The organism is Pseudomonas sp. CFSAN084952, from assembly GCF_009648855.1.
Taxonomy (GTDB): domain Bacteria; phylum Pseudomonadota; class Gammaproteobacteria; order Pseudomonadales; family Pseudomonadaceae; genus Aquipseudomonas; species Aquipseudomonas paracarnis.
Window position 1 is genome coordinate 5327988 of the sequence record NZ_CP045767.1, and the last position, 20740, is coordinate 5348727.

Sequence of the window (20740 nt, forward strand, 5' to 3'; positions counted from 1 at the left end):
CATCAGGTATCGCAGGCTTAGTTGCCTTCTTTCAGACCCAGGTCAGCCAGGGCCTTGGCGGCGACTTTGGCTGGCAGCGGGATGTAGCCGTCTTTGACCACCACTTCCTGGCCCTGCTTGGACAGCACCAGTTTCACGAACTCAGCTTCCAGCGGTGCCAGTGGCTTGTTCGGGGCTTTGTTGACATACACGTAGAGGAAACGCGACAGCGGATACTTGCCGTTCAGGGCGTTCTCTTCGGAGTCTTCGATGTAGTCAGTGCTGCCTTTCTTGGCCAGTGGCACGGTCTTCACGCTGGCGGTCTTGTAGCCGATACCCGAGTAACCGATGCCGTTCAGCGAGGAGCTGATCGACTGCACGACCGAAGCCGAGCCCGGTTGTTCGTTCACGTTTGGCTTGTAGTCACCTTTGCACAGGGCTTCTTCCTTGAAGTAGCCGTAGGTGCCGGATACCGAGTTACGCCCGAACAGTTGCACTGGCTTGTTGGCCAGGTCGCCGGTCACGCCCAGGTCACCCCAGGTTTTCACATCGGCTTTGGCGCCGCACAGACGCGTCGAGGAGAAGATCGCATCGACCTGTTCCATGGTCAGGTGCTGGATCGGGTTGTCCTTGTGCACAAATACCGCCAGAGCATCCACCGCAACCGGGATTGCCGTTGGCTTGTAGCCGTACTTCTGCTCGAAGGCAGCCAGTTCGGTGTCCTTCATCTTGCGGCTCATCGGGCCCAGGTTGGAGGTGCCTTCAGTCAACGCAGGTGGCGCAGTGGCAGAGCCGGCAGCTTGAATCTGGATGTTGACGTTCGGGTATTCCTTTTTGTAACCCTCGGCCCACAGGGTCATCAGGTTAGCCAGGGTATCGGAACCGACGCTGGACAGGTTGCCCGACACACCAGTGGTCTTGACGTAAGCCGGGATTGCCGGATCAACACCAGCGGCCACCGCGTTGGCGGTCGCAACGCCAGCAGCGACAAAAGTCATTGCCGCCATCAAACGTTTCAGTTTCATGCCTTGCTCCTAGCAGATAGGGATAATTGGATCGGGGCCAAGTATCGGCAGGCCGTGTGAACACTCTATGTCTGAAATATGACAATTAGATGAAAGGCCACTATCTGAATGTGCAGGCTTCAGCGACCGCGTTTCCACAGATACCCGCCCACCAGCATCCCCATTACACACAGGACGGCCACATAGTAAGCCGGGCCCATCGGGCTCTCCTTCATCAGCAGCGACACCGCCAAGGGCGTCAACCCGCCGAACACGGCATAAGCAACGTTGTAGGAGAACGACAGACCGCTGAAGCGCACCACCGGCGGGAAGGCTTTGACCATCACGTAGGGCACCACGCCGATGGTGCCGACAAACAGGCCGGTCAGGGCATACAACGGGAACAGCCAGTCCGGGTGGGCCATCAGGCTGTGATACAGCGTCCAGGAGGTCGCCAGCAACAGTGCGCAACCGGTGACCAGCACGCGACCGGCGCCAAAACGGTCGGCCAGCGCGCCTGCGGCGATGCAACCCAGGCTCAAGGTCACGATGGCCAGGCTGTTGGCCTGCAGTGCCACCGTGGGGCTGAAGTGATAGATAGTTTGCAACACGGTCGGGGTCATCAGGATGACTACCACCACGCCGGCCGACAGCAGCCAGGTCAACAGCATCGACAGCACAATGGCGCCACGGTGATCGCGCAATACGGCGCGCAAGGGCAGTTCAGCGGCCAGGCTCTTGCGTTGCTGCATCTCGGCGAAGATCGGGGTTTCATGCAACCAACGACGCAGATACACCGACAGCAGGCCGAATACGCCGCCGAGCAGGAAAGGAATCCGCCAGGCGTAATCAGAGACCTGTTCCGGTGTATAGGCGCTATTGATGGCGGTAGCCACCAACGAGCCCAGCAGAATACCGGCGGTGAGGCCGCTGGTCAGGGTGCCGCAGGCGTAGCCGATGTGGCGCGGCGGCACGTGCTCGGAGACAAACACCCAGGCGCCCGGTACTTCTCCGCCAATCGCCGCGCCCTGGATGATGCGCATCAGCAGCAACAGGACCGGCGCCCACAGGCCGATCTGCGCGTAGGTCGGAAGCAAGCCCATGATCAGGGTGGGCACGGCCATCATGAAGATGCTCAGGGTGAACATTTTCTTGCGGCCCAGCAGGTCACCAAAGTGCGCCATGATGATGCCGCCCAAGGGGCGGGCCAGGTAGCCGGCGGCGAAGATGCCGAAGGTCTGCATCATGCGCAGCCATTCGGGCATGTCGACGGGGAAGAACAGTTTCCCGACCACGGTGGCGAAAAACACAAAGATGATGAAGTCGTAGAACTCCAGCGCCCCGCCCAAGGCAGACAGCGACAGGGTTTTGTAGTCGTTGCGGGTCAGCGGGCGCGAGGGTTGCGCACTGCTTGCAGGCACGGAGGACATGGCAAGGCTTCTCTTATAGTAATCATCGTAAAGGACTGCACGCCCGTGACTTGCGGCGGGTTTGGCAAGATAGCAAATCGCCTGAAAAAGCACAGCGCCAGGAGCACAGTTGCGCGCAAAAGCCCCAATACAGCGTCTATTTACCGACCAAATGAGCGTCGGAAGGTCGTCGTGGCGCCAGGGTCTCGATATACTCGCCGGTGCAAGCGCCAGACCCGCTGTCTTGAGGGGCTGCTGTGCCAAAACGCTGTTGGATACCATCCAGCCGATTTGGCAGAGTTTCCCTTTAGTTCGCCTTACGAGAAACGCATCGAGCGGTGTATGTTGGTGCTGAAACGTTTTTCTGAGAAGACGGCTATCCACTTGAAATACCCATGAAGCGTCACGGGTCAGAGGCACCCTCGGCATGATCGAACTCGAACAAGAAGATCCTATCCCGCAAGGCGACCTCGCCCTGCAAATCACCGCGCTTCCGCGTGAAACCAACGGTTTTGGCGATATCTTCGGCGGCTGGCTGGTCGCGCAGATGGACCTGGCCGGCACGGCAATGGCCAGCAAGGTCGCCGGTGGGCGCGTGGCCACCGTGGCCATTGATCGCATGGCGTTCCTGGTGCCGGTAGCCGTGGGCGCGCAGCTTTCCTTCTATACCCAGGCCCTGGAAATCGGCCGCAGCTCGATCCAGATGATGGTCGAAGTGTGGAGCGACGATCCGTTGTCCAGCGAATGGCGCAAGGTGACCGAAGCCGTATTTGTGTTCGTCGCCATCGATGGCAGCGGCCGCACGCGCTCGGTACCGTCACGGGCGCGTTAAACCTCGCCGGGTTTTAACGGTCAATTGCCCCATTGCCTGCCACTAAGAGAGCTTTGTCATGCCTACGCCCCACGTTGAGACGGTAAAAATCGACGAGCTGGACTGCTGGCGCATCCGCCACAACGGCGCCGAGTTGATGGTGGCCCAACAGGGTGCGCATATCTTCAGTTACCAGCGCGAGGGCGAACAGCCGCTGATCTGGCCGAACCCTGAGGCCGTGTTCAAGCAGGGCAAAGGCATTCGTACTGGCGTACCGGTGTGCTGGCCGTGGTTCGGGGTGTTCGACCGCAACCCGCAAAGTGTCAAAGCCATGCGCCAGAGTAATCAGCCTGCCGGCGCCCACGGTTTTGTGCGCACCGCCCGCTGGGAATTGGCCACCACCGAACTCGACGGCCAGACGCTGCGAGTGGACCTGGTATTGCCGGTGCCGGCTGGCGGCTTTCCAGGCTGGCCCCATCAGGTAGACCTGACGCTGAGCCTGCTGTTGGATGACCAACTGCACATCCGCCTGACCAGCCACAACCGCGGCGCCGACATCGTGACCCTCAGCCAGGCATTGCACACCTACTTCGCCGTGAGCGATGTGCGCAGGGTGCAGGTCGAGGGCCTGGATGGCGTGGCTTACATCGATACCGCCGACGGGTGGGCCGAGAAACAGCAAGCCGGGCTGCTGCACTTCAGCGCCGAAACAGACCGCATTTACCTGAATACGCCGGCACAGCTGAATATCGTCGATAGCGATTGGCAGCGCCGTATCCAGCTCACCAGCGAAGGCTCGAAATCCACCGTGGTCTGGAACCCCTGGACTGAACGCGCCAAAGCTTTCGACGATATGGCCGATGACGGCTGGCAGGGTATGTTGTGCATCGAGACGGCCAACGTGCTGGACGATGTGGTGAACCTGGCGCCCGGGGAAAGCCACACCTTGGGCGTGAGCATCACGGCCCAGGCCTTGTAAACCCAACCCAATGTGGGAGCTGGCTTGCCTGCGATGCAGACAACTCGATGTGTCAGGAACACCGAGGCGCGGCTATCGCAGGCAAGCCAGCTCCCACAGGGGTTATGCTTTGGGCTTTAGAGATCAGACTCCTGCACCACCCGAACCTTCCCGGCCTCCAGCGCATACGCGGCATCCGCCAAGTCGTTATTGACCTTCTCCACCTTCAACGTGCCCGTGACCCACAGCGGCGTGTAGATATCATCCAGCTTCAGCCCCTTGGGATAGCGCACCAGCACCAGTTGATTAGGCGGCGGTGGCGGCACGTGTATGCAGGCGCCCGGGTAAGGCACCAGGAAGAACAATGTGCTGCGGCCCTTGGCGTCCGTTTCAAGCGGCACCGGATAGCCGCCAATGCGGATATTCTTGCCGTTCATGGCTGCGACGGTCTTGGTGGAATACATCACCGCAGGCAGGCCCTTGCTCTGCTTCAAGCCACCCTTTTCGGTGAACGTGCCTTGAGCTTCGGGAGAGTTATGGTCGATCTCGGGCATGGCTTCGAGAGCTTTCTGATCCGACAGCGGCATCAGGTCCAGCCAGTCGGTTTCCGGCAGTTCGCCAGCGTGCGCCAGGCCAGAGCCCAGCAGAAGAAGCATTAACAGAAGACGGCGCATGGAGAGGCTCGGCAAATACAAGTGCCGAGCATTCTAGCCCTCTGCGCCTGCGCAGCGCAGAGGACTTTGTCGGCTGATTACTTCTTTTTGATCAGGCCGTAGATCACCAGCAACACGATGGCACCCACCAGCGCGCCGATGAAACCTGCGCCCTGGCCTGCCTGGTAGATCCCCAGGGCCTGACCGCCGTAGGTCGCGGCCAGGGAACCGGCGATACCCAGCAGGATGGTCATGATCCAGCCCATGCTGTCGTCGCCAGGCTTGAGGAAGCGCGCCAGAAGGCCGACGATCAAGCCGATAAAGATGGTTCCGATGATACCCATGGCATTTCCCTCTGATTGGTATAAGTCATGCCAAAGCCTAGTCAGGCTTTGGCATCCTGCAATCAGAGAGACGCAGAACCCCAATGGTTCCCGCCGTGGCCAGGCTTATTGTTCGGCGATCAGCGCTTCAACCTTGAGAATCTGCGCTTGCAACGTCGCACGATCCTTGCAGCGCAGGTTGGCGTGGCCGACCTTGCGCCCGGCCTTGAAGGCCTTGCCGTAGTGATGCACGTGGCAATCGTCGATCGCCATCACACGCTCCACCGGCGGTACAGAGCCGATGAAGTTGAGCATGGCGCTCTCGCCGACCTTGGCCGTGGAGCCCAACGGCAAGCCCGCCACCGCCCGCAGGTGGTTTTCGAACTGGCTGCACTCGGCGCCTTCAGTGGTCCAGTGTCCGGAGTTGTGAACGCGCGGGGCGATTTCATTGGCCTTGAGGCCACCGTCGACTTCAAAGAACTCGAACGCCATCACGCCGACATAATCCAGCTGCTTGAGCACACGGCTGGAATAGTCTTCGGCCAGGGCCTGGAGCGGGTGGTCAGTGCTGGCTACCGACACTTTCAGGATGCCGTTGACGTGAGTGTTGTGCACCAACGGGTAAAAGCGGGTTTCGCCATCACGGGCGCGTACGGCAATCAGCGAGACTTCGCCAGTGAACGGCACGAAGCCTTCCAGCAGGCAGGCAACGCTGCCCAGCTCGGCAAAAGTGCCGACCACATCGGCCGCGGTACGCAGGACTTTCTGACCCTTGCCGTCGTAACCCAGGGTGCGGGTTTTCAACACCGCCGGCAGGCCGATGCTGGCGACCGCGGCGTCCAGGTCCGCCTGGGACTGGATGTCGGCGAAGGCCGGCGTCGGAATGCCCAGGTCCTTGAACATGCTCTTTTCGAACCAGCGGTCGCGAGCGATGCGCAAGGCTTCGGCGCTCGGGTACACCGGCACGAACTGCGACAGGAAGGCCACGGTTTCGGCCGGGACGCTTTCGAATTCGAAGGTCACCAGGTCGACTTCATCGGCCAGTTGGCGCAGGTGGTCCGGGTCGCTGTAGTCAGCGCGCAGGTGTTCACCCAGGGCCGCAGCGCAGGCGTCCGGCGCCGGGTCCAGGAAAGCGAAGTTCATCCCCAGCGGCGTACCCGCCAAAGCCAGCATGCGGCCCAGTTGGCCGCCACCGATTACACCGATTTTCATCAATAACAACCTCAGGCGATGCGTGGGTCTGGATTGTCCAGCACGCTGTCTGTCTGCTCAGCACGGAATTTTTTCAGCACCGCATGAAACTGCGGGTGCTTGGCGCCCAGGATGCTGGCGGACAGCAAGGCTGCGTTGATCGCGCCGGCCTTGCCGATCGCCAGGGTTGCCACCGGAATGCCAGCCGGCATCTGCACGATGGACAACAGCGAATCCACGCCCGAGAGCATCGACGACTGCACCGGCACACCCAGCACGGGCAGGTGAGTCTTGGCCGCGCACATGCCAGGCAAGTGCGCCGCGCCGCCGGCACCGGCGATGATCACCTCGATGCCACGGGATTCTGCTTCATCGGCATACTGGAACAGCAAATCCGGGGTGCGGTGGGCGGAGACCACCTTCACTTCGTACGGAATGCCGAGTTTTTCCAGCATATCGGCGGTGTGGCTAAGGGTGGACCAATCGGACTTGGAGCCCATGATCACGCCAACCAATGCACTCATCGTCGTGCCTCTTCTCTCTGGGCGCCCGCAGGCGCGTCAAAAAACAACAAGCCACGCGGGAGACCGGCGTGGCTTGGTGTACGAATTAAGGCCGGTTGGACCGGCCGAAGGCCGCGCAGTATACCGTAATAATCCAGATAAACAGCCCCTGGGATGACCATCTGTCTAGCGGCGCAAAGTGGCGGTTTTATTGACTTAAGAGTCAGCGAAAACACCACGAAATCCTGTGGGAGCTGGCTTGCCTGCGATAGCAGTGGATCAGCGCAAAATAGGTTGGCTGACACACCGCTATCGCAGGCAAGCCAGCTCCCACATGTGTTCTGCGCTGGGCTCAAGCGCTTTGCGCCGCCCCACCTTCAAGCTTCCTCCACAACAACCGCACATTCGCCTTGCGCACCAACGCGCAGCGATACAGACGAATCTCCAGCGGCACGTGCCATTGCGGCCCGCCACACACCACCAGTTCGCCGCGCGCCAACTCTGCACGTACGCTCAACTGCGGTACCCAGGCGATTCCCAAGCCTTCGAGCGCCATGCTCTTGAGGCTGTCGGCCATGGCGGTTTCATAGATGGTGGTAAAGCGCAGAGCCCTCTGGCGCAGCAGCAAATTCACCGAGCGGCCAAGGAACGCGCCGGCGCTGTAGGCCAGCAGCGGCACGCTGCCCTCGCCCTCCAGGTCGAACAGCGGCTTGCCCTCGGCATCGGCGGCGCACACCGGGAGCATTTCGGTGTTGCCCAGGTGCAGCGACGGGAAAATCTCGGCGTCCATTTGCATCGCCGCGTCCGGGTCGTAGAACGCCAGCATCAGGTCGCAACCGCCTTCGCGCAGGGCGTGCACGGCGTCGCCGACGTTGGTGGCCACCAGCCGCGTGGCGATATTCAAGCCCTCGTTGCGCAACTGCGCGATCCAGCGCGGGAAGAACCCCAAGGCCAGGGAGTGGGCGGCCGCCACTTGCATGACTTCGCCCTGCCCGCCTTCCAGGTGATGCAAATGGCGCAGTACTTCACCGAGCTGTTCGACCACGGTGCGCGCCGTCACCAGAAACAACTGCCCGGCCGCTGTCAGTTCCACCGGCGTGCGTGAACGGTTGACCAACGTCAGCCCCAACGCGGCTTCCAGGCTGCGGATACGCCGACTGAACGCCGGCTGGGTGACAAAGCGCCGCTCAGCCGCCTGGGAAAAACTACGCGTCGCCGCCAGGGCGCTGAAGTCTTCCAACCACTTGCTCTCAAGGTTCATCACTGCCTCCCACGGAATGCACCATTTTGGCACACACGCCCGCCAAGATAACCGGGTCACATCCACATTATGCCGTTTGTGCATAGGCCAGTGTTTAACAGCATTGGCCCAAAAAGTTCTACAAGCCTAGCATTCGCAGCGTTCCGGCCAGTTCCGGGTCCATATTGAGATGATTTCCGTCATGTCCTCTGCTGCATCATTCCGTACCGAAAAAGACCTGCTTGGCGTACTCGAAGTACCGGCTCAAGCGTATTACGGCATCCAGACCCTGCGAGCGGTGAATAACTTCCGCCTCTCGGGCGTTCCGATTTCGCATTACCCGAAATTGGTGGTCGGTCTGGCAATGGTCAAGCAAGCGGCCGCTGACGCCAACCGCGAGTTGGGCCAGCTCAGCGAAGCCAAGCACGCTGCCATCAGCGAAGCCTGTGCGCGTCTGATCCGCGGCGATTTCCACGAAGAGTTCGTGGTGGACATGATTCAAGGCGGCGCCGGCACTTCAACCAACATGAATGCCAACGAAGTCATCGCCAACATCGCGCTGGAGGCCATGGGTCACCAGAAAGGCGAATACCAGTACCTGCACCCCAACAACGACGTGAACATGGCGCAGTCGACCAACGACGCCTACCCGACCGCGATCCGCCTGGGTCTGCTGTTGGGCCATGACGCGCTGCTGGCCAGCCTCGACAGCCTGATCCAGGCGTTCGCCGCCAAAGGCGCCGAGTTCAGCCATGTGCTGAAAATGGGCCGCACCCAGTTGCAAGACGCCGTGCCGATGACCCTCGGCCAGGAATTCCGCGCCTTCGCCACTACTTTGGGTGAAGACCTGGCCCGCCTGAAAACCCTGGCACCGGAGCTGCTGACCGAAGTGAACCTGGGCGGCACCGCCATCGGTACCGGCATCAACGCCGACCCACGCTACCAGGCCCTGGCCGTACAACGCCTGGCCACCATCAGCGGCCAGCCGCTGGTACCGGCGGCCGACTTGATCGAAGCCACCTCCGACATGGGCGCCTTTGTACTGTTCTCCGGCATGCTCAAGCGTACCGCCGTGAAGCTGTCGAAGATCTGCAACGACTTGCGCCTGCTGTCCAGCGGCCCACGCACCGGCATCAACGAGATCAACCTGCCGGCTCGCCAGCCAGGCAGCTCGATCATGCCCGGCAAGGTCAACCCGGTAATCCCGGAAGCGGTCAACCAGGTAGCGTTCCAGGTCATCGGTAACGACCTGGCCCTGACCATGGCAGCCGAAGGCGGCCAACTGCAGTTGAACGTGATGGAGCCGCTGATCGCCTTCAAGATCTTCGACTCGATCCGCCTGCTGCAACGCGCCATGGACATGCTGCGCGAGCACTGCATCGTCGGCATCACCGCCAACGAAGCGCGCTGCCGCGAACTGGTGGAGCATTCCATCGGCCTGGTCACCGCGCTGAACCCGTACATCGGCTATGAAAACGCCACCCGCATTGCGCGTATCGCTCTGGAAAGCGGGCGCGGCGTGCTGGAACTGGTGCGTGAAGAAGGCTTGCTCGACGACGCCATGCTCGACGACATCCTGCGCCCGGAAAACATGATTGCCCCACGTTTGGTCCCGCTGAAGGCCTAAGCGTTTGTTGCACCGCTCACCAGGTTGAGGGACTAGACACCTCTCACCTTTTGAGGGCCTGAAGGCTCGTTCTTCAGGCCCTTTTTTTTGCCTTGAGGTTGCTCCATGACGCCCATAAAAAATCTAATATCGCACCGCAAACCTTCCTCGCCTTGCGCGACCGCGCTGAAACCTTTAATCGCCCCGTGCAGACGGATCACGCTCGCCTAGGTATAGTGCCGCCCCTCTTCGCGTCTGCGGCTGTCGGTAACGAGGCCCGGGAACCACGCGAAAGCGCATGAATAACAACACCCGCAAAAGGATGGGGATCGAGCGTCGTGCACTGCCTGGTGCCGAGCGATGCGTCGGACCGTCCTGCGTTTGCCATTAGAAAAATCAGCGAGGAACACTCCATGCTCGAAGTCATCAACGACTTCCTCTCAGGGAAAGTACTGATCGTGCTCATAGTCGGGCTCGGCGGTTATTTCACGATCCGCTCGCGTTTCGTGCAGTTGCGTCACTTTTTCCACATGTTCTCGGTGTTTAAAGACAGCCTCAAGAGCAGCGCCGGCCAACTCAGCTCGTTCCAGGCGCTGATGCTCAGCCTGGCCGGCCGAGTGGGTGCCGGTAACATCGCCGGAGTCGGCATTGCCGTGACGTTGGGTGGCCCGGGTGCCGTGTTCTGGATGTGGGTCACCGCGCTGGTGGGCATGTCTTCGAGCTTTATCGAGTGCTCCCTCGGCCAGTTGTACAAGCGCACCGACGCTGAAGGCACCTACCGTGGCGGCCCGGCGTATTACATCCAGCACGGCCTGCAGAAACGCTGGCTGGGGATGGTCATGGCGTTCCTGCTGCTGGTGACCTTCGGCTTTGCCTTCAATGGCCTGCAAGCCCACGCTGTAACACACTCGTTGAATAACGCGTTTGGCCTCGACACCACCTACACCGGCCTGGCGCTGGCGGTGTTGCTGGGCCTGGTGTTCATTGGCGGGATCAAGCGTATTGCCTCGATTGCCGACCTGCTGGTACCGGTCAAGACTCTGGTGTACATCGCCGTGACCCTGTACGTGATCGTGCTGCAATTCGACCACGTACCGGCCATGCTCGCGACCATCGTCAAGAGCGCGTTCGGCCTCGACCAAGCCTTCGGTGGCCTGGTGGGCAGCGCGATCATCATGGGTGTAAAACGCGGCGTGTTCGCCAACGAAGCAGGCTTGGGCAGTGCGCCTAACGTGGCGGCAGTGGCGTCGGTAGAACACCCTATCGCCCAAGGCGTGGTGCAAGCGTTCAGCGTGTTCCTCGACACCTTCGTGATCTGCACCTGTACAGCGTTGCTGATCCTGCTGTCGGGTTTCTACACCCCAGGCTTTGAAGGCGACGGCATTGCCCTGACCCAGAACTCCCTGGCGGCGGTGGTGGGTGACTGGGGCCGCATGTTCATCTCGGTGGCCCTGGCGTTGTTCGTGTTCACCTCGATCATGTACAACTACTACCTGGGCGAGAGCAACCTGCGCTTTCTGGTCGGCAATAACCGCAAGGTGCTGATGGGCTATCGCGCCTTGGTGCTGGTGCTGATTTTCTGGGGCTCGATCGAGAACCTGAGCACCGTGTTCGCCTTCGCCGACATCACCATGACCATGCTCGCGTTCGTCAACCTGTTTGCCCTGGCGTTCCTGTTCAAGATTGCCATGCGCATCCTCAATGACTACGACAACCAGCGCGCAGCGGGCATCAAGACCCCGGTGTTCGACTCCAGCCAGTTCCCCGACCTGGACCTGGACCGCAAGGCATGGCCAGCCAACCCGGTGAAAACCGAGGCGGCTCCGGCAGCTGAACTGAGCGCTCAAGCGCAACGTTAATCACGGCTAGATGACACGCCGCCCGGCCTTGGGCATGCTCTGGGCCCGGCGGCGTTTTTCGTTCAGGAGATTTTCGATGCAATCAGCTAACAACGTCATGGTGCTCTACACCGGCGGCACCATCGGCATGCAGGCCAGCGCCAATGGCCTGGCGCCCGCGTCTGGTTTTGAAGTGCGTATGCGAGAACAGTTTGCCGACGCAGACCTGCCCGCGTGGCGCTTCCGGGAAATGTCACCACTGATCGACAGCGCCAACATGAACCCCGCCTACTGGCAACGCCTGCGCAGCGCCGTGGTCGAGGCGGTAGACGCCGGCTGCGATGCCGTACTGATCCTGCACGGCACCGACACCCTGGCCTACAGCGCAGCGGCCATGAGCTTCCAGCTGCTGGGCCTCCCGGCGCCGGTGGTGTTCACCGGTTCGATGCTGCCGGCCGGTGTGCCCGACAGCGATGCCTGGGAAAACGTCAGCGGTGCGTTGACGGCCTTGGGCGAAGGCCTGAAGCCGGGTGTGCACCTGTACTTCCACGGCGCGCTGATGGCGCCGACTCGCTGCGCGAAGATTCGCAGTTTTGGGCGCAACCCGTTTGCCGCACTGCAGCGCAACGGCGGTGTCGCCCTGGCAGACAGGCTTCCCGCCGCGCTGGCCTACCGCAACGACAAGGCCCCGGCCAACGTTGGCGTCCTGCCGCTCGTTCCGGGCATTGCTGCCGCGCAACTGGATGCATTGATCGACAGCGGCATCCAGGCATTGGTACTCGAATGCTTCGGCAGCGGCACCGGGCCAAGTGACAATCCGGCCTTCCTCGCCAGCCTGCAACGTGCGCAGGATCAAGAGGTGGTAGTGGTTGCAATCACCCAATGCCATGAAGGCGGCGTGGAACTGGATGTCTACGAAGCCGGCAGCCGCCTGCGCGGCGTGGGTGTACTGTCCGGCGGCGGCATGACCCGAGAAGCGGCCTTCGGCAAGCTCAACGCCTTGATCGGCGCGGGGCTGGACAGCGAAGAAATCCGCCGCCTGGTGGAATTGGACCTGTGCGGCGAGCTGAGCTGACCGGCATGTAACTTGCTCCACTTCCAGCCATCCCCTGGCTGGAAGTTCCCATGCTGCATTCCCACCTCACCACCCTCAATGCCGTGTCCCTGGTGCTGCGTACCTTCGAGGCCGAAGGCTTGCCCCATGAAGCATTGCTGGCCGGCAGCGGCATCTGTGCGGCGGATTTGAGCCGCGCCGACACGCGTATCGCCACACATCAGGAGATGCAAGTGTGCGCCAATGCCGTGGCCCATCAGCGTGATATCGGCTTGATCGTTGGGCGGCGTATGCATGTTTCCTCGTACGGCCTACTGGGCTATGCCCTGCTCACCAGTGCCACTTTCGGTGACGCTTTGCGCCTGGCCCTGCGGTATCCGGCGCTGTTGGGAACACTCTTTGAACTGAGCCTGGACGAAGACGGCGAACGCATCTGGTTCACGGCCGGCGACTACCGCGAAAACCCGGCACTGACTGCCTTCAATGTCGAGCTGTGCCTGGGATCACTGAAGGTCATTTGCGACGACCTGCTCGGCCATCCCCTGCCGTTGTTGGGCGCTCGGTTCGAGCACGAGGCGCCGGATTATCAGGCCCGCTACGCCGAGAGCTTCGACTGCCCGCTCCAGTTTCAGGCTATAGCCAACGCGTTCGCCTTTGATAAACGCTGGCTCGCCCAACCTTTGCCCCTGGCCGACGCGGTCACCCACCAGGCCATGGTCGAACGTTGTCGCAAACAGAACACCGAATTCACCGGGCGCGAGGCCTGGCTGGGGCGAATCCGCCAGTTGCTGGCTGCACAATTGCACGCCGCACCTGGGCTCGATGGCCTGGCCCAGCAGATGAACTGTTCGGCGCGCACCCTGCGCCGGCACCTGCACAACCTGGGTTGCAGCTATCAGGAACTGCTCGATGAGCTGCGCTTCGAACGCGCCAAACAGTTGTTGGCTAACGACCTGTGGCCAATCCACCGGATTGCCGAGACGCTGGGGTTCAGCGAAACGGCGAGCTTCAGGCATGCGTTCGTGCGCTGGAGCGGCGTCACGCCGAGCCAATTTCGAGCATGACGCGCCAATAAGGGGCGAATTGCGGACACACACTTTGGCCATATTTATCTCCTTTTGGCCGCTCCTGTCGTTCTCATAAAGCGCGTGCGCCGCAAGACTGCACTCACGAATACAGCCTGCGGAGAACAACAAATGCTGACGATCTACTCGGACGATCACCACCTGCACCATGGCCGCTGTGAACTGATGGACGGGCAACTGATGCCCTGCTTCGAAATGCCCTCGCGTGCCGATCACGTGCTGCAACGGGTCAAGGACCGTGAACTGGGCCCCGTGCAGGCCCCTCAGGACTTCGGCCTGGCGCCGCTGCAACGTATTCACAGCCGCGACTATCTCGACTTCTTCAAAGGCGCCTGGCAACGCTGGACCGAGTATGGCCAGGACGGCGACCTGTTGCCCTACACCTGGCCCGCTCGTACGTTGCGCCGTGTGCTTCCCACCAGCCTGCACGGCCAATTGGGCTATTACAGTTTCGATGGTGGCGCGCCGATCACCGCCGGCACCTGGCAAGCGGCCTACAGCGCGGCGCAAGTGGCCCTTACCGCGCAGGCCGCCATCGCCCAAGGCGCCCACAGTGCCTTCGCCCTTTGCCGCCCGCCGGGGCATCACGCCGCCAGCGATTTGATGGGAGGTTATTGCTACCTCAACAACGCGGCCATCGCAGCCCAGGCATTCCTTGATCAAGGCTGCAAAAAGGTCGCGATCCTCGACGTGGACTACCACCACGGTAACGGCACGCAGTCGATTTTTTATGCGCGCAGCGACGTGCTGTTCACCTCGATTCACGGCCATCCGGAGGCAGAATTTCCGTTCTTCCTTGGCTACGCCGATGAGCATGGCGAGGGCGCCGGCGTTGGTTTCAACTTCAACTATCCGTTGCCGGCCGGGTCCGGCTGGCAGGCCTGGAGCGCGGCGCTGGAACAGGCCTGCGCCGAGATCGAGCGCTACGCCGCCGATATCATCGTGGTGTCCCTGGGCGTGGACACGTTCAAGGACGACCCTATCTCGCAGTTCAAGCTCGACAGCCCGGACTACCTGGCCATGGGCGCGCGCATTGCCCGTCTGGGCAAGCCCACGCTGTTCGTGATGGAAGGCGGCTACGCGGTGGAGGAAATCGGCATCAACGCCGTCAACGTGCTGGAAGGTTTCGAGGAAGCAGCCCAATGAACATACTCAAGTCGCTCGCCCTGTGCGCCGTGGTTGTCAGCGGCGCAGCCCAGGCCGAAGAAAAAACCCTGAAGGTCTACAACTGGTTCGACTACATCACGCCCAAGGCGCTGGAAGACTTCAAGGCCCAGCACCCGTCGATCAAGCTGGTGTACGACATCTTCGACACCAACGAAGCCCTGGAAGCCAAACTGCTCACCGGCAACTCCGGCTATGACGTGGTGGTACCCTCCAACGTGTTCCTGGCCAAACAGATCGAAGCCGGCGTGTTCCAGCCCCTGGACCGCAGCCAACTGCCCAACTGGAACCACCTCGATCCCAAGCTGATGAAGCTGATCGAGGCCAACGACCCCGGCAATCAATACGCCGTGCCCTACATGTACGGCACCATCCTGATCGGCTTCAACCCAGCCAAGGTCAAGGCGGCCCTGGGCGACAACGCCCCCGTGGACAGCTGGGACCTGATCTTCAAAGAAGAGAACATCAGCAAGCTCAAGCAATGCGGCGTCGCGCTGCTGGACTCGCCCTCGGAGATCCTGCCCCTGGCGTTGCAGCACCTGGGCCTAGACCCCAACAGCAGCAACCCCAAGGACTACGACAAGGCCGAAGCGCTGTTGATGAAGATCCGCCCGTACATCACCTACTTTCACTCTTCCAAATACATGGCGGACATCGCCAATGGCGATATCTGCGTGGCGGTGGGCTACTCCGGCAGTTTTTCCCAAGCCGCCAACCGCGCCAAGGAAGCCAAGAATGGCGTGACCGTGGACATGCGCTTGCCCAAGGAAGGCGCGCCGATCTGGTTCGACATGCTCGCCATTCCCAAGGGCGCTAAAAATCCGGGCGACGCCTACACCTTCATCAACTATTTGTTGCAACCCGACGTCATCGCACCGGTCAGCGATTTTGTCGGTTATCCCAACCCGAACAAGGACGCTACCGAGCGGGTCGACCCGGCCATACGCAACAACCCCAACCTGTACCCGACCGACACGGCCATGACCACGCTCTACACCCTCAAACCCCTGGACAGCAAAGCCGAACGCGCCAGGACAAGGGCCTGGACCAAGATTAAGTCCGGGAGGTGAAGCGCTGTACTGGCGTACGTGCATTTAACAGCAGGCCTATGTAAGCACCGCCTACCTGTCTGGCCGAGCCCTAGCATGGAAATTCCGAACCTATACCTCGGGCTATCTCCATCAACCGGTCAGACAGGGAAGCCACTCTATGACCTCACCCGCTGCAAATAACCACACGAACGCCAAACGGCTGGATGAGCGCTCAGCGCTGTTCACCCAACTCTATGTCGGCCCTTCATTCAGGGAGACCGCATCGGCTCTGTTGCGCCAGTCACTTCGGGAACAGTACCCGACGCTGGATATCAACCCGGACATCGCCATGGTCGGCACGCCGACCTGGCGACTGATTGACGACGAGATTGTCGCGGGGCCCACGGAATATCAGGCACTCAGCGACATCCTCGCTCAACAGGCAGTTCTGTCAGTGCCGACCCTGTACATCGAGGGCGAACACTTTCTCACCCAGCAACCGATCGTCGAGCCGACGGTTCACTTGCCCGTGCGTATCTGTGAAATCGCCAAAACCCTCAACCTGCTGGCTCCTGTCATGCTGCGGGCCTTCCAGCAACAGTTGGTCGCCTACTGGAATCAAACCAACGGCAGCGGCCCCCATTGGCACGAGTTGTCGAGCATGTTGCGGGCAGTCTGGAATGTCGAGACCGCAGACGACTGGAGCGCCACCGAGTGCGCCATGGCGCGCACCCTGTTCACCCACCCCGATAAAGCCGACAGGAAGGGCAAAGACCCTTACAACCTCAAGGCCTGCCTGATCGATATCGACCGCGTCGACGCTGACCACGTGACGCACCAGAATGAAGTGGTGATCGCGGTACTGCTCGGCGAACATGAAGGGCAGCGTTCGATCCTCATGTATTCACTGCTCAAGGGCTATGAAAAATTTCCTTCGCTGGAGCACCTGGGCAATTCATTGTCGTTGCACCTGCCAGCCTCTGCTTCGAACCAGGAAATTCATTGGCGGCTGTTCGAGCCTGATGGCGACTTTTTTGATCATCAGGCCTGCGCAATGGTGTCCGTGCTGGTCGAGGCCGTGGGTGCAATCGACTTCTCGGACCTGCGCCAGACCCATAACGCCGATGTCGTCCTCGGCACGCCGCCAGCCATCGCCCCGCTTGCCCCTGAAAAGGGCCCAGGGCTTGCCTGGTATCAGAACCAGTTGCCCGACTGGCTGACGAAGGCGTCCGTCGCCGACCAGAACTTCTTTGCCCGGCACTTGAAGGACCTCGCCGCCCTGCACAACCAGAACGCCGGCCGCTCTTACCTCGACGACGTTCCCTCCATCGAGGCTTACGCGTTGAAGGTGATCAAGGCGCAAATGATCAAGGATCATCCTGCCAGCGCCAACGTTCCCTTGGATAAAATCCGCCTGAAGGTGAAAAGCCCGGTCATCTGGGGCACCTTCGTGGTGCCGGGTCAGTTCGAAACCACCTCTTTGAGCGTGGTAGAACTGGCCTTGCAAAACCTGATTGCGCTGCCGACCGGCAATCGATCTGTCGAGATCGATAAGGGGTTCAGCCTGCCTGGATGGATGACCTCTGGCTATTTTGTAGACTTGGTCACCGATGCCGATATCGGCAGTGCCTATCCCGCGTTGATCAAACAAAAACTGCTGGACGACCCGCAGGAGTCATTACGCCGTAAAACCCTCTATAGCCAGCACCTGCGTATCCAACTGCCTATGCAGGCCTTGCAAGCCAAGATTCGCCAGCAAGAAGGCATTGACGAGCGAGGCTACCGCTATGTGGCGGCGGTGTTACAAGACGAGGCCACTGACCGCCAGGTTGACGGGCAAACCATTGTGCTCAGGCCATTGGCGTTTCGGCCCCTGCGGCGCGCGGAAGCGACATTGGACACCGTTGCCAACATGTACGTGATCGGCCCCGAGGACATGACGGCCGGCCCATGCCTGTTGTATCGACCGATGTTCACACCGCCCCTGATGCAGTTCCCGACTCCGACCAATCTGATCTATGGGATTTCGCAATCGAGCACCCTGCGCGAGTCGGTACTGGCCTGGCTACCGGATGCGGTGCGTAACGACTACGCCAATTACGTATTCCCCGGCGCACTACCTACGCCTTGGCAGGTGGCCGATTACCTGATCGAGCCTGACAAACTATGGACCATGAGCGGCCCCATGGCGCTAGGTGAACAAGTGCTTAACGGCGACCGATTTTCCACTCTGTTCAAAGCCAACGCCAATGCCTTGATCGAACTGTCGGATCGGCAATCGGTTTCCAATGCCGAAAACCGTTGGGCCACGTTCAAGCAAGCCGGCTGGCTGATATTCAACGCCGTGCTGCCCTTTCTCGGTCGTACCGTGGGCACGGCGGTGTGGATCTGGCAGGTGGTCGATCAACTGCAAAACTTTATCGAGGCCCAGGAGCACGGTGAGCAGCAAGCCGAGTGGTCGGCGCTCACCGATGTCCTGCTCAACCTTGGCATGGCCATCACCCTGCATGTCGCCAGCCGCAGCCACCGTCCAGGCTACCCACGCAAGGCCCAGCCAACCCTGCCGCAGCCGACAAGCGCCACGGACGTCACCGTCAAACAACAGCCGTCCCTGACCCAGGCGTTGGCGTCCAAACATTCACCTCACTTGCACATCAGTGGCGCAATCAAGCGCGCCCCTGGCGAACTTGCCACCCTGCTCGACAGCTTCAAAATCAATAAGCCCGACGGCCTGGGCCCCGCTGAAAGCGCGGCAGGCCAGCACCAGCACCTATTCCGGCATGCACAGCGCTACTACGCCCCCGTGGGGGAGCGCTGGTTTGAGGTGAACACCGATGACGATGAAACAGTGGTCATCATCGACCCCAAGCAACCGGAGCGCACAGGCCCGACGTTGATTCACAACGCCCAGGGCCAATGGTTCATCGACACGCGTCTGCGTCTGCGCGGCGGCGGCCCGAAAAAACAACAGCAAAGGTCCAAATCCGAAGCGGACGTCAAGGCAGTGGAAGCCCAGCGGCGATTGTCAGAATTTGAGCGAGACAAGAGCGCCACGCAATTGGAGATACAGGCGGCCCGCGCTGAGATGGAGGACCCCCAGGCCAGCACTTCGGCCGATGCCCGCCGTGAGATCTACCTGCAAAAGCTCGAGGCCCAGCGAAATAACTACGAAACGGCGCTGCAACAACTCAAGATCTTGAATGTGTTTGCCCCGACTGCGAATTATCAAGAGCAAGTCGTGCGCTACGTCGGCGCCCAGTTGGACCTGACGGAAACCGGTATACGCGAAGCTCAAGTCACGTTCACACCGAAGCTTAAAACCGTGCTGGACCAGATTGAGCGCCAGGCCAGCCATCCCGAGGAGCGTCATATCGAGGACGCCCAAACCTTGACCGAGATGAGCCAGGACATGATCGCACGCCTGAACTACACAGAGTCGCGGTTCGCTCAACTTAGAACGATGGGGCGATCCGGCTTCAAGGCTATCTGCCAACACCGCAAAAGCTTGCCGATTTACACGGCCCGCGACCTCAGGTTCCTGCAAGTGACCCTGGCGCGCAATCTGTGCGTGGACGAAAACAGCATGACCACGGCTCCGGATGCCTGGAACGCCATCGACCGTATTGTCGACAGCGCCAATCTGTCGATTCAGACCTTGCGTGAAACCCTGTTCGAACGCAGCGAGTCGCGTCTGGACGAACGCATCGAAACCGTGGGCAGCCTGGTCGAACAGTTCAATGTCCTTGATGAACGCCTGCAGGACTTTCCAGCGGAATTTACCAACGTTGCACTGACCACCCCCCTTACGCGCCTGCGTGAAAAAATCCGCAGCTTCTACAACGAAACCGTTGGCCACCTGGAGCTGCTGCACAGTGACCGGGACGCCATCAGAAACCGGCCAACTCCGCCGCCGACCCCGCCTAAAGCCAGGAAAAAAGTCATTTATACGCGTTACAACGGTGTGCTGGTCGGTGACCCACGCCTGTCAGCAACAGGCGAGGAAACCGGTCTGGTAGATATCAGATCTCCACTGACTCAGGACATCATGGCGACCTTCCACGAAAAGCCCGCAGGCGTCTGGGTACAGCGCGTAACGCCCGCCGAAACACAACCCAGTGTTGTCGTGGACGTTGCCACCCGCATCAAACAGGCACAGGACCTGTTGGACGCACTGGAGACTTTCAAGCAGCGGACCGCCGAACAAGCGGCCAAGCCGGAGCGCACGGCCATCGGCATAGAAACGTTGTTTCACCAGCACGCATTGGCGCTGGAACAGGCGTCTTCGAATATTAAAGAGGCCCTCACCCAAGGCAACGCAACCGAGAGCCACAAGGACTCGGCTGCGCTTGTGGACAGAAAGCTCAACGAGGCGGCCCAAGCCCTCTACAAGGAGGCTTCACGCTACAAGTCGTTGTTGTTCAAAAAGCATCCACCCACCGTGCATGCTCTGGAATGGCTGCTGAGAAACCAAGAGGTCGTCATCAAGAAAACCGTCACGCGGCGACGGCTCAAAGGCCCGGAGAAGGACTATCTGGACGAGTACACCATCCACAACCGCGAAGACCATAGCGTGCTGTGGTATGCCCACTTTCATTACTCAACCGACTGGGTGCCCGCCAAGGCATTCCTGCGCGCGCGCCTGAAAACCCCGCAGGAGCACGCCCGTGGCGCGGAGTCCGACACCCTCAACGGCCTTGGCGAGAAGCAGAAAACCGCGGTGTATCTCAGTGACATCAATCTAGACCAGGCCCGGCGGTTGTTTTTCACGGTGAAATGACTCCCCCTGAGGCGGGGGCGTTCGCGCCCTCGACTCATGACCGCAGCCAGCCGCAGCGCGACGTATCTACCACCCCTGCGGTAACGTCGCTCGCTACCTTGCGCGTTCCTTAAA

Annotated in this window: 16 protein-coding genes; 9 read left to right on the forward strand and 7 right to left on the reverse strand. The window is 60.7% G+C overall.

Annotated elements, in window-relative coordinates; translation table 11 throughout:
• Positions 1-17 precede the first annotated feature (17 nt).
• Together GH769_RS24355 and GH769_RS24360 are read right to left on the reverse strand one after the other, a co-directional pair.
• Positions 18-1004, reverse strand: coding sequence for a phosphate ABC transporter substrate-binding protein PstS (locus GH769_RS24355; RefSeq protein ID WP_003195633.1), 987 nt, complete (start codon positions 1002-1004; stop codon positions 18-20).
• A gap of 119 nt (positions 1005-1123) precedes the next feature.
• Positions 1124-2413, reverse strand: a complete 1290-nt coding sequence (locus GH769_RS24360) for an MFS transporter (protein ID WP_014720517.1) — start codon at positions 2411-2413, stop codon at positions 1124-1126.
• Positions 2414-2819: 406 nt separating this feature from the next.
• Here GH769_RS24360 and GH769_RS24365 point away from each other — a divergent pair, with 406 nt between their 5' ends.
• Together GH769_RS24365 and GH769_RS24370 are read left to right on the forward strand one after the other, a co-directional pair.
• Positions 2820-3224: an acyl-CoA thioesterase gene (locus tag GH769_RS24365; RefSeq protein ID WP_003176975.1), complete on the forward strand. Its 405-nt coding sequence runs from the start codon at positions 2820-2822 to the stop codon at positions 3222-3224.
• 58 nt (positions 3225-3282) lie between these two features.
• Entirely contained in the window at positions 3283-4182 is a 900-nt protein-coding gene (locus tag GH769_RS24370) for a D-hexose-6-phosphate mutarotase (protein ID WP_032901876.1), read from the forward strand.
• A 116-nt stretch (positions 4183-4298) separates the two neighbouring features.
• Here GH769_RS24370 and GH769_RS24375 read toward each other — a convergent pair whose 3' ends face one another.
• The 5 genes from GH769_RS24375 to GH769_RS24395 form a co-directional block, all read right to left on the reverse strand.
• The gene (locus GH769_RS24375; protein ID WP_050585631.1) at positions 4299-4835 is read right to left on the reverse strand and encodes a DUF3299 domain-containing protein; all 537 of its coding nucleotides are present in this window, start codon (positions 4833-4835) and stop codon (positions 4299-4301) included.
• 77 nt (positions 4836-4912) lie between these two features.
• Positions 4913-5158, reverse strand: coding sequence for a GlsB/YeaQ/YmgE family stress response membrane protein (locus GH769_RS24380; RefSeq protein WP_005792540.1), 246 nt, complete (start codon positions 5156-5158; stop codon positions 4913-4915).
• A gap of 105 nt (positions 5159-5263) precedes the next feature.
• Complete coding sequence (locus GH769_RS24385) at positions 5264-6349, reverse strand: 5-(carboxyamino)imidazole ribonucleotide synthase (RefSeq protein ID WP_020302828.1); 1086 nt, start codon at positions 6347-6349, stop codon at positions 5264-5266.
• An 11-nt stretch (positions 6350-6360) separates the two neighbouring features.
• On the reverse strand, positions 6361-6852 hold the full coding sequence (gene purE, locus GH769_RS24390; RefSeq protein WP_003195648.1) for a 5-(carboxyamino)imidazole ribonucleotide mutase: 492 nt from the start codon (positions 6850-6852) through the stop codon (positions 6361-6363).
• 331 nt (positions 6853-7183) lie between these two features.
• Positions 7184-8092 carry a LysR substrate-binding domain-containing protein gene (locus GH769_RS24395; RefSeq protein WP_019818139.1) on the reverse strand — a complete coding sequence of 303 codons (909 nt, stop codon included), beginning with the start codon at positions 8090-8092 and terminating at the stop codon, positions 7184-7186.
• Positions 8093-8273: 181 nt separating this feature from the next.
• On the opposite strand from GH769_RS24395, the gene aspA reads away from it, so the two are divergent.
• The 7 genes from aspA to GH769_RS24430 all read left to right on the forward strand — a co-directional run bounded on the left by aspA (position 8274) and on the right by GH769_RS24430 (position 20626).
• Positions 8274-9698, forward strand: coding sequence for an aspartate ammonia-lyase (gene aspA, locus GH769_RS24400; protein WP_003195657.1), 1425 nt, complete (start codon positions 8274-8276; stop codon positions 9696-9698).
• A 392-nt stretch (positions 9699-10090) separates the two neighbouring features.
• A complete protein-coding gene (locus GH769_RS24405; protein ID WP_019818140.1) occupies positions 10091-11536 on the forward strand; it encodes a sodium:alanine symporter family protein in 1446 nt (481 codons plus the stop codon).
• A 76-nt stretch (positions 11537-11612) separates the two neighbouring features.
• On the forward strand, positions 11613-12590 hold the full coding sequence (locus tag GH769_RS24410) for an asparaginase (protein WP_032901873.1): 978 nt from the start codon (positions 11613-11615) through the stop codon (positions 12588-12590).
• A gap of 50 nt (positions 12591-12640) precedes the next feature.
• A complete protein-coding gene (locus GH769_RS24415) occupies positions 12641-13633 on the forward strand; it encodes an AraC family transcriptional regulator (RefSeq protein ID WP_014720537.1) in 993 nt (330 codons plus the stop codon).
• Between the two features lie 132 nt (positions 13634-13765).
• Positions 13766-14800 (forward strand): histone deacetylase family protein, encoded by a 1035-nt coding sequence (locus tag GH769_RS24420; RefSeq protein WP_020302826.1) that lies wholly within the window; start codon positions 13766-13768, stop codon positions 14798-14800.
• Complete coding sequence (locus tag GH769_RS24425) at positions 14797-15888, forward strand: polyamine ABC transporter substrate-binding protein (RefSeq protein ID WP_019818144.1); 1092 nt, start codon at positions 14797-14799, stop codon at positions 15886-15888. Before GH769_RS24420 ends, GH769_RS24425 begins: the two co-directional genes overlap by 4 nt.
• A gap of 139 nt (positions 15889-16027) precedes the next feature.
• On the forward strand, positions 16028-20626 hold the full coding sequence (locus GH769_RS24430; RefSeq protein ID WP_032901872.1) for a dermonecrotic toxin domain-containing protein: 4599 nt from the start codon (positions 16028-16030) through the stop codon (positions 20624-20626).
• Positions 20627-20740: the final 114 nt, after the last annotated feature.